Genomic DNA, 15486 nt, shown 5'->3' on the forward strand with positions numbered 1-15486 from the left:
AAGAACATCATACAATACATAAACTATACAGTCAAACGTGACGGTTTATTATTCACAATATATGCAAAAAAGATCCGCTATATGTTGCAGATCTCCTTCTTCCTATATTTCTTTTTCTTTATTATGAGTAGCTTCTACACACTCTGCTAAACGTTCAAGCTGATCCATACATCCAACCTGTTAATTTATATAAAATACGATAGAATAGATTGCTAGGTGTATACTCAGCAATTAATGTAAGAAGTGTGCCTTCCTCTTCTTACAATATGTATGTTGTAGTAGAATATCCTTGTTTCATCTCACCACCAAGAGTAATGATATACGGTGCTTCATATTCTAAAAATTCCACTTCCGATTCAAATATTTTCTTACCCATTTTTTGAACGGAAATAAATGTATCTCCTACACGTGGATTTTCTTTCACTCGCTCTAACGGATAACGATTTTCGATTAAAAATGTATTCCATTCCTTCGTTTTTTCATCATCTTTTACATATTCAAACACGACATCAATTGCTGCTTGAATTAAAACTTCAATAGCAAAACTCATTCATTTTCTCCTTTTACATACCCTTATTTTTCTATATATTTTGCGACAAAATGATTATGCCATATTTTATCCAGTGAAATACAAGGGTTATTTTACTATTATTTCTCTTATTTAGAGTTTCATGAGTTTGAATTTATAATTTATAACACAAGGGCGAAAAGAATTGAGTTATATTTTTATCCATATTTCATCATATTAATTTTCAAAATACATCTTTTGCTTTAACCGTACATTTACTTTCGGAATCCAACCAACTTCTTCACATTCTATTTTCTTGCACCATAGCCAACCATTTAATTCCTTTAAACCAATGAGAATATCTCCTTTTTCTACATTTAATTCTTTCGCCGTATATGTTTCAAGCACAATACCAGAATCACTGTTTTCACATGTTATTATTTGCTCTGGAACCCATCCCGCCAGACCACTATGCTCAGCACGGCAATATACCCAATTGTTCCAGTTTTCTGGCCCTGAATATATATTACCAACTCGCACTTGATCTCCTTTTTCTAAACTAATTGGTTCTGGATAATTACTAGTGTGAGACTGAATCACAACATATTTCATTTTATCCCTCCAATAATCTGAAAATTAAGTTATACTTTTATTATAAAACTTATTTATGATAAACAAATACAAAATATTGAGAGGAGAAATTCTTATGTACTACAACAACCTATTTGAAAACGATCAACCTGTAATCCGTCTATAATCTAAGACGGGCATACGTATTTTTTATAAAAAAACATGCCTCGTCTTAGGATTCCCTATTTTACAATCCTATAAATAGACGGAGGTATTTCACAATGAAACAAACAATTTTAGGCGCTATATGTTTATCACTTGCAGCAAGTATTTGGGGTGGTATGTATGTTGTTAGTAAATATGTACTAGACTTTATTCCGCCTCTCACACTTGTCTGGCTTCGCTTTATTATTGCCTTTGTAGTTTTGTACATGATTTTAAAAACGACAAAACGAAAACAAAAAACAACGATACAAATAAACAAAAAAGATTGGCTACTCTTTGCTTGGATTGGCTTCATCGGCTACTTTGTTTCAATTACGTGCCAATTTGTTGGAACAAAATTATCAGATGCGCACACAGGCTCTTTAGTTACATCGGCCACTCCAGCATTTATGGTCGTGTTTGCTACATTGATTTTGAAAGAAAACTTAACGACTCGCAGAATACTCTCTACCGTCTTAGCTACACTAGGCGTCACAATTGTTATTGGGTGGGATATAGAAGTTGGCTCTTATTTTATCGGCACAATCATTTTAGTGGGGGCTGCGATTACATGGGCTCTACTATCTATTTATGTAAAGATTGCTTCTCAACAATTTTCATCTTTAGTCATTACAACGTACGCAATCTTCTTTTCACTATTTTTCATTACACCCTGCATGATTTGGGAATTACAATCTAATCCAATTGGGGACTTAAATACCACTATCATTTTAGGTATTTTATATTTAGGAATCATCTCGACCGCTGGAGCCTTTTTTCTTTGGAATAAAGGACTTGAGTTAATGGATGCCAGCATCGGTTCATTGTTTTTCTTTTTTCAGCCTATTGTTGGTTCATTATTAGGCTGGTTACTTTTAAATGAAACGTTAAATCGTAACTTTTTTATTGGTGGTGCTCTTATTATATTTAGTGTAATCATTGCCACATTTGAGAAGAAAAACTAACAATATCAAAAACACAGGCTATAAAAAAAATACGGCCTGTGTTTTTGATTATAAAGCTATTACATACATTTATATTGAATTAAACCTAATGTTTCATTTACCTTTTTCTCAAGCAGACCAGTGCGCTGGACGAGAAAGTAAACTTGGTAATTTCGTGTTTGCGTCCCCTTTCGCTGCATTAATCTGGACTTGAGTTAGAAAAATAGTGTCTGTTAGATTTGCTCCACTTAAGTCAGCATCTCGTAAATCAGCACCGATAAAGTCAGCCATTCTTAAATCAGCACCTCGAAGATCAGCAGCAATGAGGTATGCTCCTCTTAAATTCGCTCCCCTAAGATCTGCCCTTCTAAGCTTTACCCCCATGAGATTTGCTCCTCGGTGGTCAGTTCTCTTATTTTTTTTCGTCCCTTTATACCGGTGACGTGACTCCATCCATACTAGTTCACTCGTCCTTAAAAGAAGAGTATTTACATCTACTCTGTGTAATGGAACATTTATTTTCATTAGTAAATCTGGACTAAGCCTTGAAAGTCGTTCTGTCTCCTCAATCGCGTCACGAAGCTCCCCATAAATCGGACTTGTCACCTTTAACGTTAAAGCTTCATTCAAATACCAAAGCATCTCATGAAGTTGGTGCATAATTGGAAAAACATCATACATTTTCTTTGCCTGTTCTGGACCTTTGCGCCAATCAACTCCCTCAAAGGTAACTTGAGAAACTTTTTGCCCCGCACCAAAGCACTCAAATACAGTACATCCTTTAAAACCTTTCTGCCTAAGGTTTTTATGAATACTGCAACGAAAATCTGATTGTAGATTAGAGCACGGCTTACCACCATCTTTATTAACAGCAAAATCGGCTGAAGCTGCAAAAGGAAGCGCAACACAGCACAAGCCGAAGCAATTCTCACAGTCAGCGCGTAAACTGTTAAAACTCACACCACTTTTTGAATCCAAAAAATTATTATTCTCTAACAAAACATGTACCCCCTGTTGCTGTATTACTTGTTCAATTTTGTATAGATATGTATATAAAAGAAATAGTTTATAATAAAAGTACCTTCCAACAATTACAAAGCAGTTCCTGTAAACATCTTAAAGAGAGCTTTACCAATCCTTTCATTTCGTGCAATCAAATATATTGCTCTTTGTTTTTGAAAATCCCGGATGGGTATCGTACGCAGTGGCAAATGTTCAATACGTTCTGAAATCGTCCGTGGAACAATTGTAATTCCTGCCCCTGCAGCAACCATCCCAAGAATAAAGTCTCGAAACGATACCTCAGAACTAATATTAGGTTTTACTTCCAATCTTTCAAACTCTTCCATAATCGCTCTTCGAATATCGCAACCGATTGGATACATAACTAAATTCTCTGATAACAGCTCCTTTATGGTTACATTTTCTCTTTTACTAAGCGGATGTGTCTTTTGAAAAACTACATCATATGGTTCCACAAACAACTGCCTATTCCAAAGCTTTTTTGGTACCCACTTTTCATCTACTAAACCTACATCTAATTTCCCTGATAAAATATCTTCCATAATCTCTTTAGACATATCATATACTTTCGTTTCTAAATTCATATTCTCACTTTGGCCTCCAACAAGTTTTTCTGGAAGATAGAATGCTGCAAGACTAGGTAGTAAACCTAATATTACACGTACGGATTCTCCCATGTCTTTCATTTCTTGTTTAATGCCATCCCATTCTTTAACGAATGGAATTATTCTTTTTTGAAAATACATACCAGCCTCTGTTAATTCTATACCTTGTGGAGATCTACTTAATAATTCCACTTCTAATTCAGCTTCTAATTTCTTTATCTGCTTACTTACTGCAGGTTGTGTCATATGAAAATGCTCTGCTACTTTTGAAAAACTTTTATACTCTGAGCAAAGTAAAAAACATCGTAACCACTCAATCTCCATCCTCTTTATCCCCTTGTTCAAACTTTTTGTTATACCCTTCAAAAATACTGGAAATTCTCTACTTTTACAATAATTGATATCATTACCATATGGAAAATAAATCATTTTTGAAAAGGAGAATACCAAATGAATCGATTACCTAAAAATGCTGCACTTATTCTAGTTGATATTCAAAAAGGATTCGATGATTCTTACTGGGGACAACGCAATAATATACATGCTGAAACAAACATGGAGCTTATATTACAAACATGGAGAAAAACAAATCGTCCTGTAATTCATGTGCAGCACATCTCAAATAAAGAAAATCACCCATTAAGAAAAGAAAGCAGCGGAAGTGAATTTAAAGACTTTGCTACTCCACTTCCAAATGAACCAGTATTTCAAAAAAATGTGAATAGCGCTTTTATCAGAACCAATTTAGAAGCATATTTACGAGAACACAATTATGAAACTGCCGTCATTATCGGTTTAACAACGGACTATTGCGTATCCACTTCAGCACGTATGGCTGGTAATTTAGGTTTTTCAACTTATGTCGTTTCAGATGCGACAGCTACATTTGGTAGAATCTCATATGATGGAAATTATCATCATGCAGAAGATATCCATAAGCTTGCATTAGTAAGTCTTCATGAAATGTTTGCTACCGTTTTAGCAACTAACAAACTTATAGATTTGCTTTAAATCCCCTTTAATGAATCTTTAAAAGTCACTAAACAATCAATTTCAAAATAAAATAGCACATTTCATTGCAAATGCTAATTTAACTTCCAAATATACTTTCATATGAAAAAGACATATTCTCCCGTTTATATTATCATTAAATTACAAACATTCATACAAGTAGGAGGAAATCATATGGCATTAGAAATGAAAACAAACTGTCAAACTTGCAACACTTCACTTCAAACAGATTCGGAGGCTTATATTTGTACGTATGAATGTACATTTTGTGCACCATGCACAGAAAAAACGCATCATGTTTGTCCAAACTGCGGTGGTGAATTAGTACGTAGACCAAAAAGGAAACAATAAAAGCAAAGCTACCAGTAGCTTTGCTTTTTCTTTTCCACCGTTTATTCTAAAATTCCTGTTAACTTCTCCCCGATTAACGCTGATAAGTATTCATAGCCAGTCTCTCCAAAATGCAGCCCATCACGATCTTCATTTTCTACAAACCTCATATAATCCAATTCTTGAATCATATGAGAATGTAGATCAAGAAAATAACTTCCTGTTTGTTTTGCCACTTCTTCCACCACTTTTGCATACTGTGATAATACTTCATTTGTTCTTGCATGCTGTCTTTCCTCATCCACTGGTGCCGGGCTAATTAACAGCACCTTTTCTGGTGAGATTTTTTTCACAATCTCGATTAAATTTTCTTTATATTCTTGTAGTGATACTTGTTTATGAAACGCTGCATCATTCGCACCAAAAAAGGCTGTTACAAATGTCGGCTCATAAGATAACACATCTTCTTCTATTCTTCTCAAAGCATCGAACGTATTATCACCAGGAACACCTGCATTTTCTACTTTCCAATTCGGAAACTGCTCTTGTAAACGTGGTGTTAATCTCGGTGTTCCATTCCAAAATGTTTCATCAGCTGTGATACTATCACCAAAGCATACTAATATATTCATTTTTGTTTCTCCTTTTTATGTATGGAATAATTCCCCTTCTAATGCAGCAATATAGCGTTGTGCCGAACGCTGAACCGCCTCATTTGCATCATCTTTTACTACTCGATGAAAAGCGTTGTATAAACGATTAAAAGGCAGTGACTTTACTCTTTTAGCCATCTTTTCAACCTTATTAGTTGGTAACGGAATTAGATTTGGATAGCTGTACATAAAGCTCACCCACTGCTGATCCGCTACAACTTGAATAATATCCCCTGTTAATAAAATCCCTTTCCCTTCACTACCCTGTGACCAGTGTAAAACAGAACCACCTTTAAAATGTCCGCCTAGACGATGTATAGTGAGTCCATCAGCTAATTGCAATGATTCTCCTGACCAAAAAACAATATGTTTACTCGGACGCATAACCCACTGTTTATCATCTTCATGTATATAGATTGGTACATCGAACCGTTCTGCCCATTCAACTTGAGTAGAATAATAGTGTGGATGGGATAACGCAATCGCATCTAACCCTCCTAATTCTTTTACCTTTTCAATTGTATTTTCATCAAAATAAGTAATACAGTCCCATAATAAATTATATGAATCTGTTTTTACCAAATAAGTTGTTTGGCCAATCGCAAATTCTGATTTTGTTGTAATACTATAAAGCCCTGTTTCTTCTTCAATGATTTCATTTTTATATGTATTACTCTCTTGTAAATCCTCCAGTGTTGTCCAAGATTGACCTTTCGGATTAATATACTGTCTCTCCTCATTGCAAATCATACAATTCACTGGTTCTTCTATACTTGCTGCATATTGTACGCCACATGTTGTACAAATAAAGTTTTTCATAACATTTCTCCTATCCCCATTTTATTTTCTATTAAACTTTCACTGTTCATGAATCAGATTCATCCAATAACGCCAAGCTTTTAAATAGGCTTCTAAATCTTCTGGATGATGTCTCATACAAGCGTCTAACCTGCAATATAAAACGATTACGACTTCTTCATATAAAAATTTTCTCTCTCTATTATGAAATATACTCTTTTCTACTATCTCGTCTATCGTTTCCCTCGTTAAATCTTTTGGCGTCGAACAAAATGCATAAATTAAATCATATATTGGATCTCCCAAAACTGGCAAAGGATCAATCACACCATATAATTTATGCTCCTTAAATATAAAATTATGGAATCCACAATCCCCATGTAATACATATGGTTGATTGCTATGTGCCGTTCTATTTGGACTGTGTACTAATTTAAGAACACTATGAAACTCTTCTTGTGTAATGTAAGATTTTACATTCTCATTAGCCTCCATCACTCTGTTTAAAAGAAAATCCTGCCAAGAGTCTACCGGTCCTTCTTTCCATCCCCACTGATCCATTTTCATAGCCACTTTATATTTATTAATCACTCCCTGTACAAGTGTACAAAGAGCATCCCTTTTATTCCCGACATCATAACTTGTGGAACCAGGAATAAATGAGTAGACCATATATCTATTTAGTGGATCCACGTACAAAAGCTTAGGAAATATACTTTCATTTTCATAAAAATTGAGAAAATATGCTTCTTCTTCGATGACTTTTGGTTCATTCAATTTTATAACACACTGCTCTTTTCCTTCTATAAGATACAGTCTACTTGTGGTACCGCCAGTTAATTTCTTGTACCCTTTCGGATAATCAGTAATAACTTCATTAACAACCAATTGTTCAATAATTTCCGAAATATTCATTTTTCTCATTCCTATTCTGCACCCGTACTTGAATATCACTACTATTAAATGAAACGACTTTATAATTATTTGACAAATATAAGAAAAAACCTTTAAAAATCCTTATATTATAAAAGAAGGAATCTCTATCTTTCTGAAACCAATAATGCAGCAGCTACTATTTCATCATAAATCTCATTCCACTTTGGATAATACAATGTAACCTCGTTCGGTTTCACAAACATCCTTCTGTTTGATTCATACTCTCCGATAAAATGGTTGATATCCTACTTTTGGGTATGGACTCTTTTCATTCCATTTTGGATTTTCGCTATGGTCTACAATAATATATCCAAGCAAGGTACATTCTCCTTTCACATACCCTTCTTCCCATGCCTCTCTCTGAAAACATTCTTCTGGTGTTTCATCCTTTTCAATATGACCTCCTGGAAAATCCCAACTGCGATTATAATGATCTATTAATACCACTTTGTTTTTATAAAAACAAAAACCATGGACACTCGTAATCCCTTCATAATCTGGTAATGTATTTGCTTTTAGCCATGTTAACTTCACCCTTGATTCCCCATAGTTCACGTATATCGTTGGCATTCTCTCCCTCACTCCAAATGCTCTTCATATAATCTAGTAATTTCTAATGCCCGATTCAGCTCTTTTAATTTATAAGCTAAACTTTCCACCCCAAAAACTTCCGTAAACGTATGACTACCAACAATAAGATTGATTCCCTTAAATTTTGCATATTGAACTGTATATAACGTTTTCTCTCCCGTTATATATGTATCGCAACCTTTTTCTAATGCTCTTTTTATAATATTTGTGTTGTTCCCTGCTCCTGTTAAGATTGCTACTCGTTTCACCGGACGATTATGATTCTTCCATGCTTTTACCTTTTCCTCTAATCTCTCTTCTACTCTTTCCACTAAATCATAAAACAAAATAGGAGATTCATATTCTCCAATCCCAGGTAACTCTTCTTCCTCATACGAAGAATATTCGAGTATTTTATCAATCCCAATTTCGTTAAATAATGAAGTGCAAGTTCCAAAGTTCACAAAATCTAAAGGTAAGTGTATCCAAAAATGATTGATTTCATATTCTTTTAATTTCTCAACACAAGATTCTTCCATACCGAATAAAAAGCTCCACGGTGCATGATGTGTAATGATCATATCGACTTGATTTACTCGTGCTTCTTCGATTGTTTCCAGCGTTAGGTTCGTTGTATAACCTATTTTACAAAATTCCTCTTTGCTAATATGGTGAAGCCATATTCATCATCACCATATTTATGAAGATGCTCTCCAAATAACATTTCAATCGAATTTTTAAACCCTGATATATTCATTTCAATTCTCCTTTTCACACTTCTTTCCCTCATACATATTTTATTTTCACGTAATGAAAACCTGCTTCGAATTAGAAGTATGAAACAATGAGCCCTTCTTGTATTCCCGCCAACTTTTAATTTTGATAAATACGGGCATGCTATAAAAAAATACCTGTACATATTAGGAGGATATATATGAAACCCGATTTTTTACAAGCTGTAAATGAGGCTATCGGTAAGGTTGAGCATCTCCACATTGAAGAAAGCGGAGCAGATAGTTTACTAATTCATCATGATGATGTGAGACAGTTAAAACAGGTTGCCGAAACGTTAGAAAATAACAATTTTCATTCTGTAATGAGACAAAATGGAAATGCCTCTTTTATTGAAGTTTTAAACAGATGAAAAAAGTTCGGTATATGACCGGACTTTTTTCAAATCGAAATTTGAAATTCTTTTACATACACTGCAGTTCCAGAAATCTCAATTTGTAGGGACTCATCTTCCTGCTTCTTTGTTACATAAACAGCGACCCGACCATCTTTATTCATTTCTTGCCCTTGTTCCACAATGAATTTCATTTCACTATTAAAATCTTTTTTCAAAAACTTAGCATAGTAAGCTCCCATTACCCCAGAAGCAGTTCCCGTCACTGGGTCTTCTATCGTTCCAGAATAAGGTGATGAAAAATGACGGCCATGCATATGTGCTGCTTCATCATACGTCTCTAAACAAAGAGGATGAATCGATGCCTTCGGTACTTCTTTTAGAATAGATGGAAACTCTTCATTATTTGGTTTCATTCTTTGAAAAGCATCCAACGTTTTAATTGGAACTAATAAAGTCCAAATTCCAGTACTCCCATACACAATTGGTAGCGTTTCATCTAAATCATTCCCATGAAGTCCAATGCTGTGCGCTAACTCTTCAATGGAACCATCAAACTTTTGAAACTGTGGCGCCGTTTGTCTCATTTTAATAAATGATTCTCCATTTTCATCTATATCTATATGTACTGGTAAAACACTCGCTTTCGTTTCGATTGTGAGATTTCGTTTCCCCTTCAGTAGCCCTCTTTCGTGAAGTGCAAATATAGTTCCCACTGTCGCATGTCCGCAAAGATTCATTTCATGCCCTGGTGTAAAATAACGGATCCTTATATCCGCTACATTCGAAGGAAGCACAAAAGACGTTTCGTTAAATCCTACTTTTTTTGCAATAAGCTGCATTTCATCATTAGTTAATCCTTCTGCATCTATTACAAGCCCAGCTGGATTTCCCATATTCGGCTTTGTACTAAATGCATCATAATGGAAAACTTTTATTTCCTTCATTTTCTCATCTCCTGAATTTATTTAAATATTTTGCAATACAATTCCGTTTCTGTCCTTATAGAGCATCCGTTTTTCCAAAAAACCTTTTGCATTTTTTCATTTGTCATATGAGTACTTCCAATATAATAAGTAGCCCCCATCTGTTCTAACATGTATAAAGATTGAAGATGGATATGAGCACTAAGTCCTTTTCCACGTTCCTCCGGCAATAGTCCAAAATAAAATAATCGACCTTCATTCTTCGTACCAGGTTCAATATGAGGAATGGATATTCCAATCGGTTGCTCTTTATCATAAAAAGCAATACATGATTTTTCCCACCCCTTACCTAATTCTGCTTGTATAGCATGAAAATGTTCATTAATGTTAAGACTTGATGATTTGTTGTCCGAATCTGACATACATCGTTCCCAAAGCGACTTAAATTCCTCTTCAGACAACGTCCCTACGTCTATAGAGCAAAAATCATACTGTTTTTCTAGAGTTACGCTATCCGAAAGCTTACGAAACACCTCTATTTTCGCTGCATAAAGCTCAAAGCCAAATTCACGTAACACTTTTGCACTCGGAGTATAACTATTGAAACTTTTATCTAGTAAAATGCTTGCTCTTTTTACATTCCAACTTGAACAAAGCTCTTCAAACTTTTTTATCTGCTCTTTATAATTTTGAGCATCATAAAAAGAATCTTCATCCATTTCTTCAATTGTTACTGCATTTGGCAAACCATTTAATACTTTTTTCGAGGGGCCAAATATGTTTTGAATAGTTGTAAGATTGTACATTGTGTTCACCCTTCTATACAAAAATTGAAACTACCAATCTAACTCTCCTAAAGATGGATCAAACCTCTTCAGGACGATTTTTATAATAAATTAAATAATCAGTCCATTTTCCGTTCTCAAGAGAAAACGCTTTTCTTGTACATTCAAAAACGAATCCTGCTCTTTCCGCCAGACGAATCGATGGCTCGTTATCAACATTTATATGCAGTTCAATGCGATGGAATTTAAGATGATCAAAGAATAAGTCCATAGCGGCCCGTACACTTTCTAAGCCATAGCCCATTTTCCCGTACTGATTATGGATTGAATACCCTATCATCGCCCATTGATAATCCATTCGTAAAATTGTAATAAGCTCAACTTTACCAACATTCGCACCATCTTCTTTACGAAACACTCCTAACACATACATTTCATCTCGTTTTGCTGATTCATCAAAGCCACGTATCCATTCGGTAAACCATTCTTTTGTTGAAGACGACATATCTCGATAACCATCATCATACTTATATTGAGATGGTAAACGATTGTGGAAACCTTCATACCAACTTATATAATCTTCTTTTAGAACAGGACGGATCATAAGCCTTTCGGTTTCTACTTGTAACAATGGCTGTTTCAATTTTTATCTCTTCCTTTATACTCAAAGACTGAAATTTACGAATCATACTTCCTGCCAAATAATTTATATTATTAGAATTTTCTTTATCATTTTAAATGAAATACAGAATTTAGTAAATCAATTAACATATTCATCATTTCTTGTTCACTTCTCATTGTTTTAAAATCCCTCATTCTAACCGCTAAAACTTGTATAGGGTTAGCAAAAATAGATTCACTAGTTTGTTGTTCTATTTCTAGTAAAGATCAAAAGGTACGAATAGAATAATTATGATGTTACATAGCATATATATAGTCTAGTTGCCCTAACTATAACTAAACAGAAAGCCATGACCGTAACATTCAAATACTTGTCTATTCCCTTTCAAATGTTACTAATATAGGGATTTCCTGTTTAAAAGGAGATGATTGAATGAGGTTAAACCATTTAAATCTATGTGTTGATGATTTATCAGAAGCTAGACATTTCTTTGAGACATTTTTTGATTTTCAATTTTTAGAACAAAAAGGAAAGGCTCTTGTAATAATGAGTGATGAGAATGGATTTATTCTCGTGTTAAGTGACCCGAAAGCATTCAAAGGGCAAAAGGCTGTTAGATATCCTGAAGCTTTTCATATTGGATTTTTAGTGGAAACTTCAAGTGAAGTTGATCAAGCATATAATCGCTTAGTAGCTGGAGGCATTGAAATAGACAAGGAACCTTATACAATGAGAGGTAGTAGTTATGGGTTTTATTTCACAGTATTTAATGGTTTATTAATTGAAGTTTCTTGCCTTGACTATAAAGATGGTAAGAAAGTTTCAAAACCCACTAACACATCTCTTACATAACAAATTTCAACCGAACAAGTCATAACTCATATGAAGTAATTATGAAAAAAGTCCCTCTTTTTTCTATCCGGCGATTTTTTATATTGGAATCCATTCTGTTCAAACTTTATTTCAAACCAATAAAAATATCCCGATACCTATAAAGGATCGGGATATTTTTAAATCATATATAAAGATTACTTTTATTCATAATATAGTTAATATACTCAGCTGCACTTCTTTCGATATCTTCATCCTTTAGTTGGTATTCTGCTCCATACAACGTAAATGTTGGTATGAACTTCATTCCTGTGTATAGACAAGTTGCCTGAAATGGTTTTGTTAGTTCGTTCATTGTAAACCCATCTTTATACTGCGTTTCTAATCCCCCTATAGAAATCGCCAAACCAAATTCTTTATTACGTACTTTATCCCCTGTAGAACCATATGCAAAACCGTACGTCAGCACATCATCAAACCACTTTTTTAATAATGGTGGTGAACTATACCAATAGAACGGAAATTGAAATATATAACGATCGTGTTCTAATAATAGTCTTTGTTCATAATCAACATCGAATTCCCAATTGGGAGCTGCTTTATACAATTCATGTACTGTTATCTCATTAGAATATTTCTCCAGTTCTTCTATCCATCTTTTATTAATTCTTGATTTTTCAATATCTGGATGTGCTACAATTACAAGTGTTTTCATAAATTCCCTTCCCCCTTATAAATAAATGAAATCCTTTAGTATTAGTATGTATTAGTTACATATAATTGAAAAGTACGTACTTTCAGGTGCTATAGGAACCTCAAAGTACCTATGGAGGTGTAATATGAAGATGAATCAGAACTTCCCTATCGCTACTACCCTTGAAGTCATCGGAGGAAAATGGAAGAGTAGTATTTTATGCATTCTCATGAACGGAAAGCAGCGGACACACGAACTGAAACGTGCGATCCCAGATATTACACAAAAAGTTCTAACGCAACAATTGCGACAACTTGAAGCTGATGGGATTATCCATCGTACTGTATATCAAGAAGTTCCACCAAGAGTTGAATACACAATAAGCGAATACGGAAAATCTTTAATTCAAATTATGAATGAACTGTGTGAATGGGGAAAAGATCATCAAGTCAAAAGATTATCAAAATAAAAGAACCCTTAAAAGGGTTCTTTTCTATCACTCTTTCAATTTCTCTATTTTATTTGTAATAACTCTAACGTATGAGAAAGCAAACTTTTATCTCCTACATCTCCATGCCCTGGTATAACTGATTTTATATTTTCATATCGATTCATCACATTTCCGACTGAATATGCCTATTCATCTACGTATGCATCCGCAACATTTCCTAAATCTTTCGCACCTGCTGATTTTACTAAACAACCTCCAAAAAGAATATTATATTGAGGGAGCCATACTGTTATATTGTCTTCCTCCTAATAAAGCTATGCATACAAAAATTAACAAAAACTAACGGGATCTTCTTATCTTCATACTTTTCTAATCGTACAATTACATAATTTATTCACTCTTGAAATGTGCTATTTGTTCAATAGAACACCTACAATTATTCTAATATCTGCGATGTAGCATAAAAAAAGAACTTGGTGTTTCCCAAGTTCTTTCTCCTCTTTACTCATTAAAGATAAATTCTTTAAACTTCTCTACACTCTCAAAATAATAATCTGATTCCTCTTCCATTCGCTTTCTGATTTTCGGAATATGATGCGACCAACCAGCTGCTGCAAATGTAACGTTGCAGCTCTTTGCCATTTCCAATGCTGGCTTCAAGTCATCTAATACGATGACTTCATCTACATGAAGATGAAACATAGACAAAATCTTTTTCACTGGATACGGATGTGGCTTTCTCTGATTTTCTTCTAACTCCCATCCAAACACTGCATCTGGGACAAATCCACAATGCTTTTCATAATCCCTCTTAATGCGACTACTTTCAGAGTGAGAAACAACCGTTACAATTCCGCCCTGTCTCTTGAACTCCCGTACCAATTCGGGAAACCCTTCATAAAAGTCTGGAATTTTCGATTCGGTGTATTTTTTCCAAACTTTTTGTTGGTGCTCTTGCTCTTCTGGTGTAAAACGAATAATATCTTTACATAAACTCAAAAAACCAGGATGAAAACAATTTGAAACAAACTCTTCTAATGATAATGGCGTTTCATTAGGTCTTAAATCTTTTAAAGCTTCTACAAATGATGGATAATGTATATCCGGTGTACTTTTCACTGCTGTATCGTCATGATCTAATATTAAGCATTTATATTTCAAATTCATTTTCTTCCTCCATCACAATCCTACCTATTGCATTCCTTTCTCTATTATCTCATGTTAGCGTCATACCATCCACACTTTCTATCTTTACCACTCTCTATCTCGATTGATTTCCATCTTTTCCTGAAATGCTTCCTCTAAATCAATTTCTAATTTATTCGCTAAATCACACACATTCCAAATTACATCGAACATTTCTAAGCCTATTTCTCTTTTGGTATCCTTACCTTCACTATGCTTTATAATTGCCTCTGTTAATTCTCCTAATTCCGCCATTAAGTACATTGTACGCCTCTCAATCGTTGCATCAGCAAACCCTTTTTCTTTACTAAAATTTGATACATACTGCTGAAATTCAGAAAGCTTCACTTTATATTCCCCTTCTCTTTTTATAAATTTCTTCTACCAATCTTTTATCTTCTTTATATTTACAACGATTCGGTTGTCCTTCTGCACGATGGATTCTCAAATTATTTAACTCATACACGACCGAATATAATGTCCCCAAATTATATTTTTTCAGATTCAAACATACATGCTCTTTACTATTCGATAAAATATCCTGTTACAGAATCAGTATGCAGCGGTTTCACAAGATGAATTTCATCATAATAATGTAACGTTTTAATGGATACACCACATATTGTTGAAAACTGTCCAACTGTATACATCTACAATCCCAGCCTTTATTTTCAATTTATTTCCTATCAAACAATATTTTACTATAGAAAGTAT

The 15486-nt window shown here is 34.2% G+C and carries 20 protein-coding genes and 4 pseudogenes; 6 read left to right on the forward strand and 18 right to left on the reverse strand.

Annotation, left to right across the window (positions count from 1 at the left end):
- Positions 1 to 102: 102 nt before the first annotated feature.
- Positions 103 to 550, reverse strand: a pseudogene (locus NSQ40_RS16570) (SRPBCC family protein).
- Positions 551 to 745: 195 nt separating this feature from the next.
- The gene (locus tag NSQ40_RS16575) at positions 746 to 1120 is read right to left on the reverse strand and encodes an SH3 domain-containing protein (RefSeq protein ID WP_003207757.1); all 375 of its coding nucleotides are present in this window, start codon (positions 1118 to 1120) and stop codon (positions 746 to 748) included.
- Positions 1121 to 1359: 239 nt separating this feature from the next.
- Here NSQ40_RS16575 and NSQ40_RS16580 point away from each other — a divergent pair, with 239 nt between their 5' ends.
- A complete protein-coding gene (locus NSQ40_RS16580) occupies positions 1360 to 2247 on the forward strand; it encodes a DMT family transporter (protein ID WP_003207759.1) in 888 nt (295 codons plus the stop codon).
- Between the two features lie 108 nt (positions 2248 to 2355).
- On the opposite strand, the gene NSQ40_RS16585 is transcribed toward NSQ40_RS16580, so the two are convergent.
- The gene (locus NSQ40_RS16585; RefSeq protein WP_003198699.1) at positions 2356 to 3225 is read right to left on the reverse strand and encodes a pentapeptide repeat-containing protein; all 870 of its coding nucleotides are present in this window, start codon (positions 3223 to 3225) and stop codon (positions 2356 to 2358) included.
- 92 nt (positions 3226 to 3317) lie between these two features.
- On the reverse strand, positions 3318 to 4178 hold the full coding sequence (locus NSQ40_RS16590) for a LysR family transcriptional regulator (protein ID WP_003198701.1): 861 nt from the start codon (positions 4176 to 4178) through the stop codon (positions 3318 to 3320).
- A 126-nt stretch (positions 4179 to 4304) separates the two neighbouring features.
- On the opposite strand from NSQ40_RS16590, the gene NSQ40_RS16595 reads away from it, so the two are divergent.
- Together NSQ40_RS16595 and NSQ40_RS16600 are read left to right on the forward strand one after the other, a co-directional pair.
- Positions 4305 to 4865, forward strand: a complete 561-nt coding sequence (locus NSQ40_RS16595) for a cysteine hydrolase family protein (protein WP_003198703.1) — start codon at positions 4305 to 4307, stop codon at positions 4863 to 4865.
- Between the two features lie 174 nt (positions 4866 to 5039).
- On the forward strand, positions 5040 to 5216 hold the full coding sequence (locus tag NSQ40_RS16600; protein WP_003198705.1) for a DUF1272 domain-containing protein: 177 nt from the start codon (positions 5040 to 5042) through the stop codon (positions 5214 to 5216).
- Positions 5217 to 5257: 41 nt separating this feature from the next.
- Here the strand turns inward: NSQ40_RS16600 and NSQ40_RS16605 are convergent, their stop codons facing one another.
- The 5 genes and pseudogenes from NSQ40_RS16605 to NSQ40_RS16625 form a co-directional block, all read right to left on the reverse strand.
- On the reverse strand, positions 5258 to 5827 hold the full coding sequence (locus NSQ40_RS16605; protein WP_003198707.1) for an SGNH/GDSL hydrolase family protein: 570 nt from the start codon (positions 5825 to 5827) through the stop codon (positions 5258 to 5260).
- Between the two features lie 15 nt (positions 5828 to 5842).
- Entirely contained in the window at positions 5843 to 6667 is an 825-nt protein-coding gene (locus NSQ40_RS16610; RefSeq protein WP_003198709.1) for an MBL fold metallo-hydrolase, read from the reverse strand.
- Between the two features lie 39 nt (positions 6668 to 6706).
- A complete protein-coding gene (locus NSQ40_RS16615; protein WP_018766264.1) occupies positions 6707 to 7561 on the reverse strand; it encodes an aminoglycoside phosphotransferase family protein in 855 nt (284 codons plus the stop codon).
- Positions 7562 to 7686: 125 nt separating this feature from the next.
- Positions 7687 to 8152, reverse strand: a pseudogene (locus NSQ40_RS16620) (NUDIX hydrolase).
- A gap of 8 nt (positions 8153 to 8160) precedes the next feature.
- Positions 8161 to 8909: pseudogene (locus NSQ40_RS16625) on the reverse strand (Nif3-like dinuclear metal center hexameric protein).
- A 177-nt stretch (positions 8910 to 9086) separates the two neighbouring features.
- Between NSQ40_RS16625 and NSQ40_RS16630 the strand changes: the two are divergent.
- The gene (locus NSQ40_RS16630; protein WP_003198717.1) at positions 9087 to 9296 is read left to right on the forward strand and encodes a hypothetical protein; all 210 of its coding nucleotides are present in this window, start codon (positions 9087 to 9089) and stop codon (positions 9294 to 9296) included.
- A 29-nt stretch (positions 9297 to 9325) separates the two neighbouring features.
- On the opposite strand, the gene NSQ40_RS16635 is transcribed toward NSQ40_RS16630, so the two are convergent.
- The 3 genes from NSQ40_RS16635 to NSQ40_RS16645 are packed head-to-tail and all read right to left on the reverse strand — an operon-like array spanning position 9326 to position 11632.
- Positions 9326 to 10225, reverse strand: a complete 900-nt coding sequence (locus NSQ40_RS16635) for a PhzF family phenazine biosynthesis protein (RefSeq protein WP_003207769.1) — start codon at positions 10223 to 10225, stop codon at positions 9326 to 9328.
- A 17-nt stretch (positions 10226 to 10242) separates the two neighbouring features.
- Positions 10243 to 11010 (reverse strand): GNAT family N-acetyltransferase, encoded by a 768-nt coding sequence (locus NSQ40_RS16640; RefSeq protein WP_003207771.1) that lies wholly within the window; start codon positions 11008 to 11010, stop codon positions 10243 to 10245.
- Between the two features lie 58 nt (positions 11011 to 11068).
- Positions 11069 to 11632 (reverse strand): GNAT family N-acetyltransferase, encoded by a 564-nt coding sequence (locus tag NSQ40_RS16645; RefSeq protein ID WP_018766261.1) that lies wholly within the window; start codon positions 11630 to 11632, stop codon positions 11069 to 11071.
- A gap of 411 nt (positions 11633 to 12043) precedes the next feature.
- Between NSQ40_RS16645 and NSQ40_RS16650 the strand changes: the two genes are divergently transcribed.
- A complete protein-coding gene (locus NSQ40_RS16650) occupies positions 12044 to 12463 on the forward strand; it encodes a VOC family protein (protein ID WP_003198727.1) in 420 nt (139 codons plus the stop codon).
- A gap of 163 nt (positions 12464 to 12626) precedes the next feature.
- Here NSQ40_RS16650 and NSQ40_RS16655 read toward each other — a convergent pair whose 3' ends face one another.
- Positions 12627 to 13157 (reverse strand): NAD(P)H-dependent oxidoreductase, encoded by a 531-nt coding sequence (locus tag NSQ40_RS16655; protein WP_003207773.1) that lies wholly within the window; start codon positions 13155 to 13157, stop codon positions 12627 to 12629.
- Positions 13158 to 13281: 124 nt separating this feature from the next.
- On the opposite strand from NSQ40_RS16655, the gene NSQ40_RS16660 reads away from it, so the two are divergent.
- The gene (locus NSQ40_RS16660; protein ID WP_003207774.1) at positions 13282 to 13605 is read left to right on the forward strand and encodes a winged helix-turn-helix transcriptional regulator; all 324 of its coding nucleotides are present in this window, start codon (positions 13282 to 13284) and stop codon (positions 13603 to 13605) included.
- 44 nt (positions 13606 to 13649) lie between these two features.
- On the opposite strand, the pseudogene NSQ40_RS16665 reads toward NSQ40_RS16660, so the two are convergent.
- The 5 genes and pseudogenes from NSQ40_RS16665 to NSQ40_RS16685 all read right to left on the reverse strand — a co-directional run.
- Positions 13650 to 13889: pseudogene (locus NSQ40_RS16665) on the reverse strand (subclass B1 metallo-beta-lactamase); the annotation flags it as partial.
- A gap of 199 nt (positions 13890 to 14088) precedes the next feature.
- Entirely contained in the window at positions 14089 to 14754 is a 666-nt protein-coding gene (locus tag NSQ40_RS16670; RefSeq protein ID WP_003207775.1) for an HAD family hydrolase, read from the reverse strand.
- 84 nt (positions 14755 to 14838) lie between these two features.
- A complete protein-coding gene (locus NSQ40_RS16675; RefSeq protein WP_003198734.1) occupies positions 14839 to 15120 on the reverse strand; it encodes a MazG nucleotide pyrophosphohydrolase domain-containing protein in 282 nt (93 codons plus the stop codon).
- Position 15121: 1 nt separating this feature from the next.
- Positions 15122 to 15259 (reverse strand): hypothetical protein, encoded by a 138-nt coding sequence (locus tag NSQ40_RS16680; RefSeq protein ID WP_224796267.1) that lies wholly within the window; start codon positions 15257 to 15259, stop codon positions 15122 to 15124.
- Between the two features lie 37 nt (positions 15260 to 15296).
- Positions 15297 to 15422 (reverse strand): MerR family DNA-binding transcriptional regulator, encoded by a 126-nt coding sequence (locus tag NSQ40_RS16685; RefSeq protein ID WP_006095255.1) that lies wholly within the window; start codon positions 15420 to 15422, stop codon positions 15297 to 15299.
- Between the last annotated feature and the right edge of the window lie 64 nt (positions 15423 to 15486).

The sequence above is a fragment of the Bacillus sp. FSL K6-6038 genome (assembly GCF_038050455.1).
Classification (GTDB): domain Bacteria; phylum Bacillota; class Bacilli; order Bacillales; family Bacillaceae_G; genus Bacillus_A; species Bacillus_A pseudomycoides.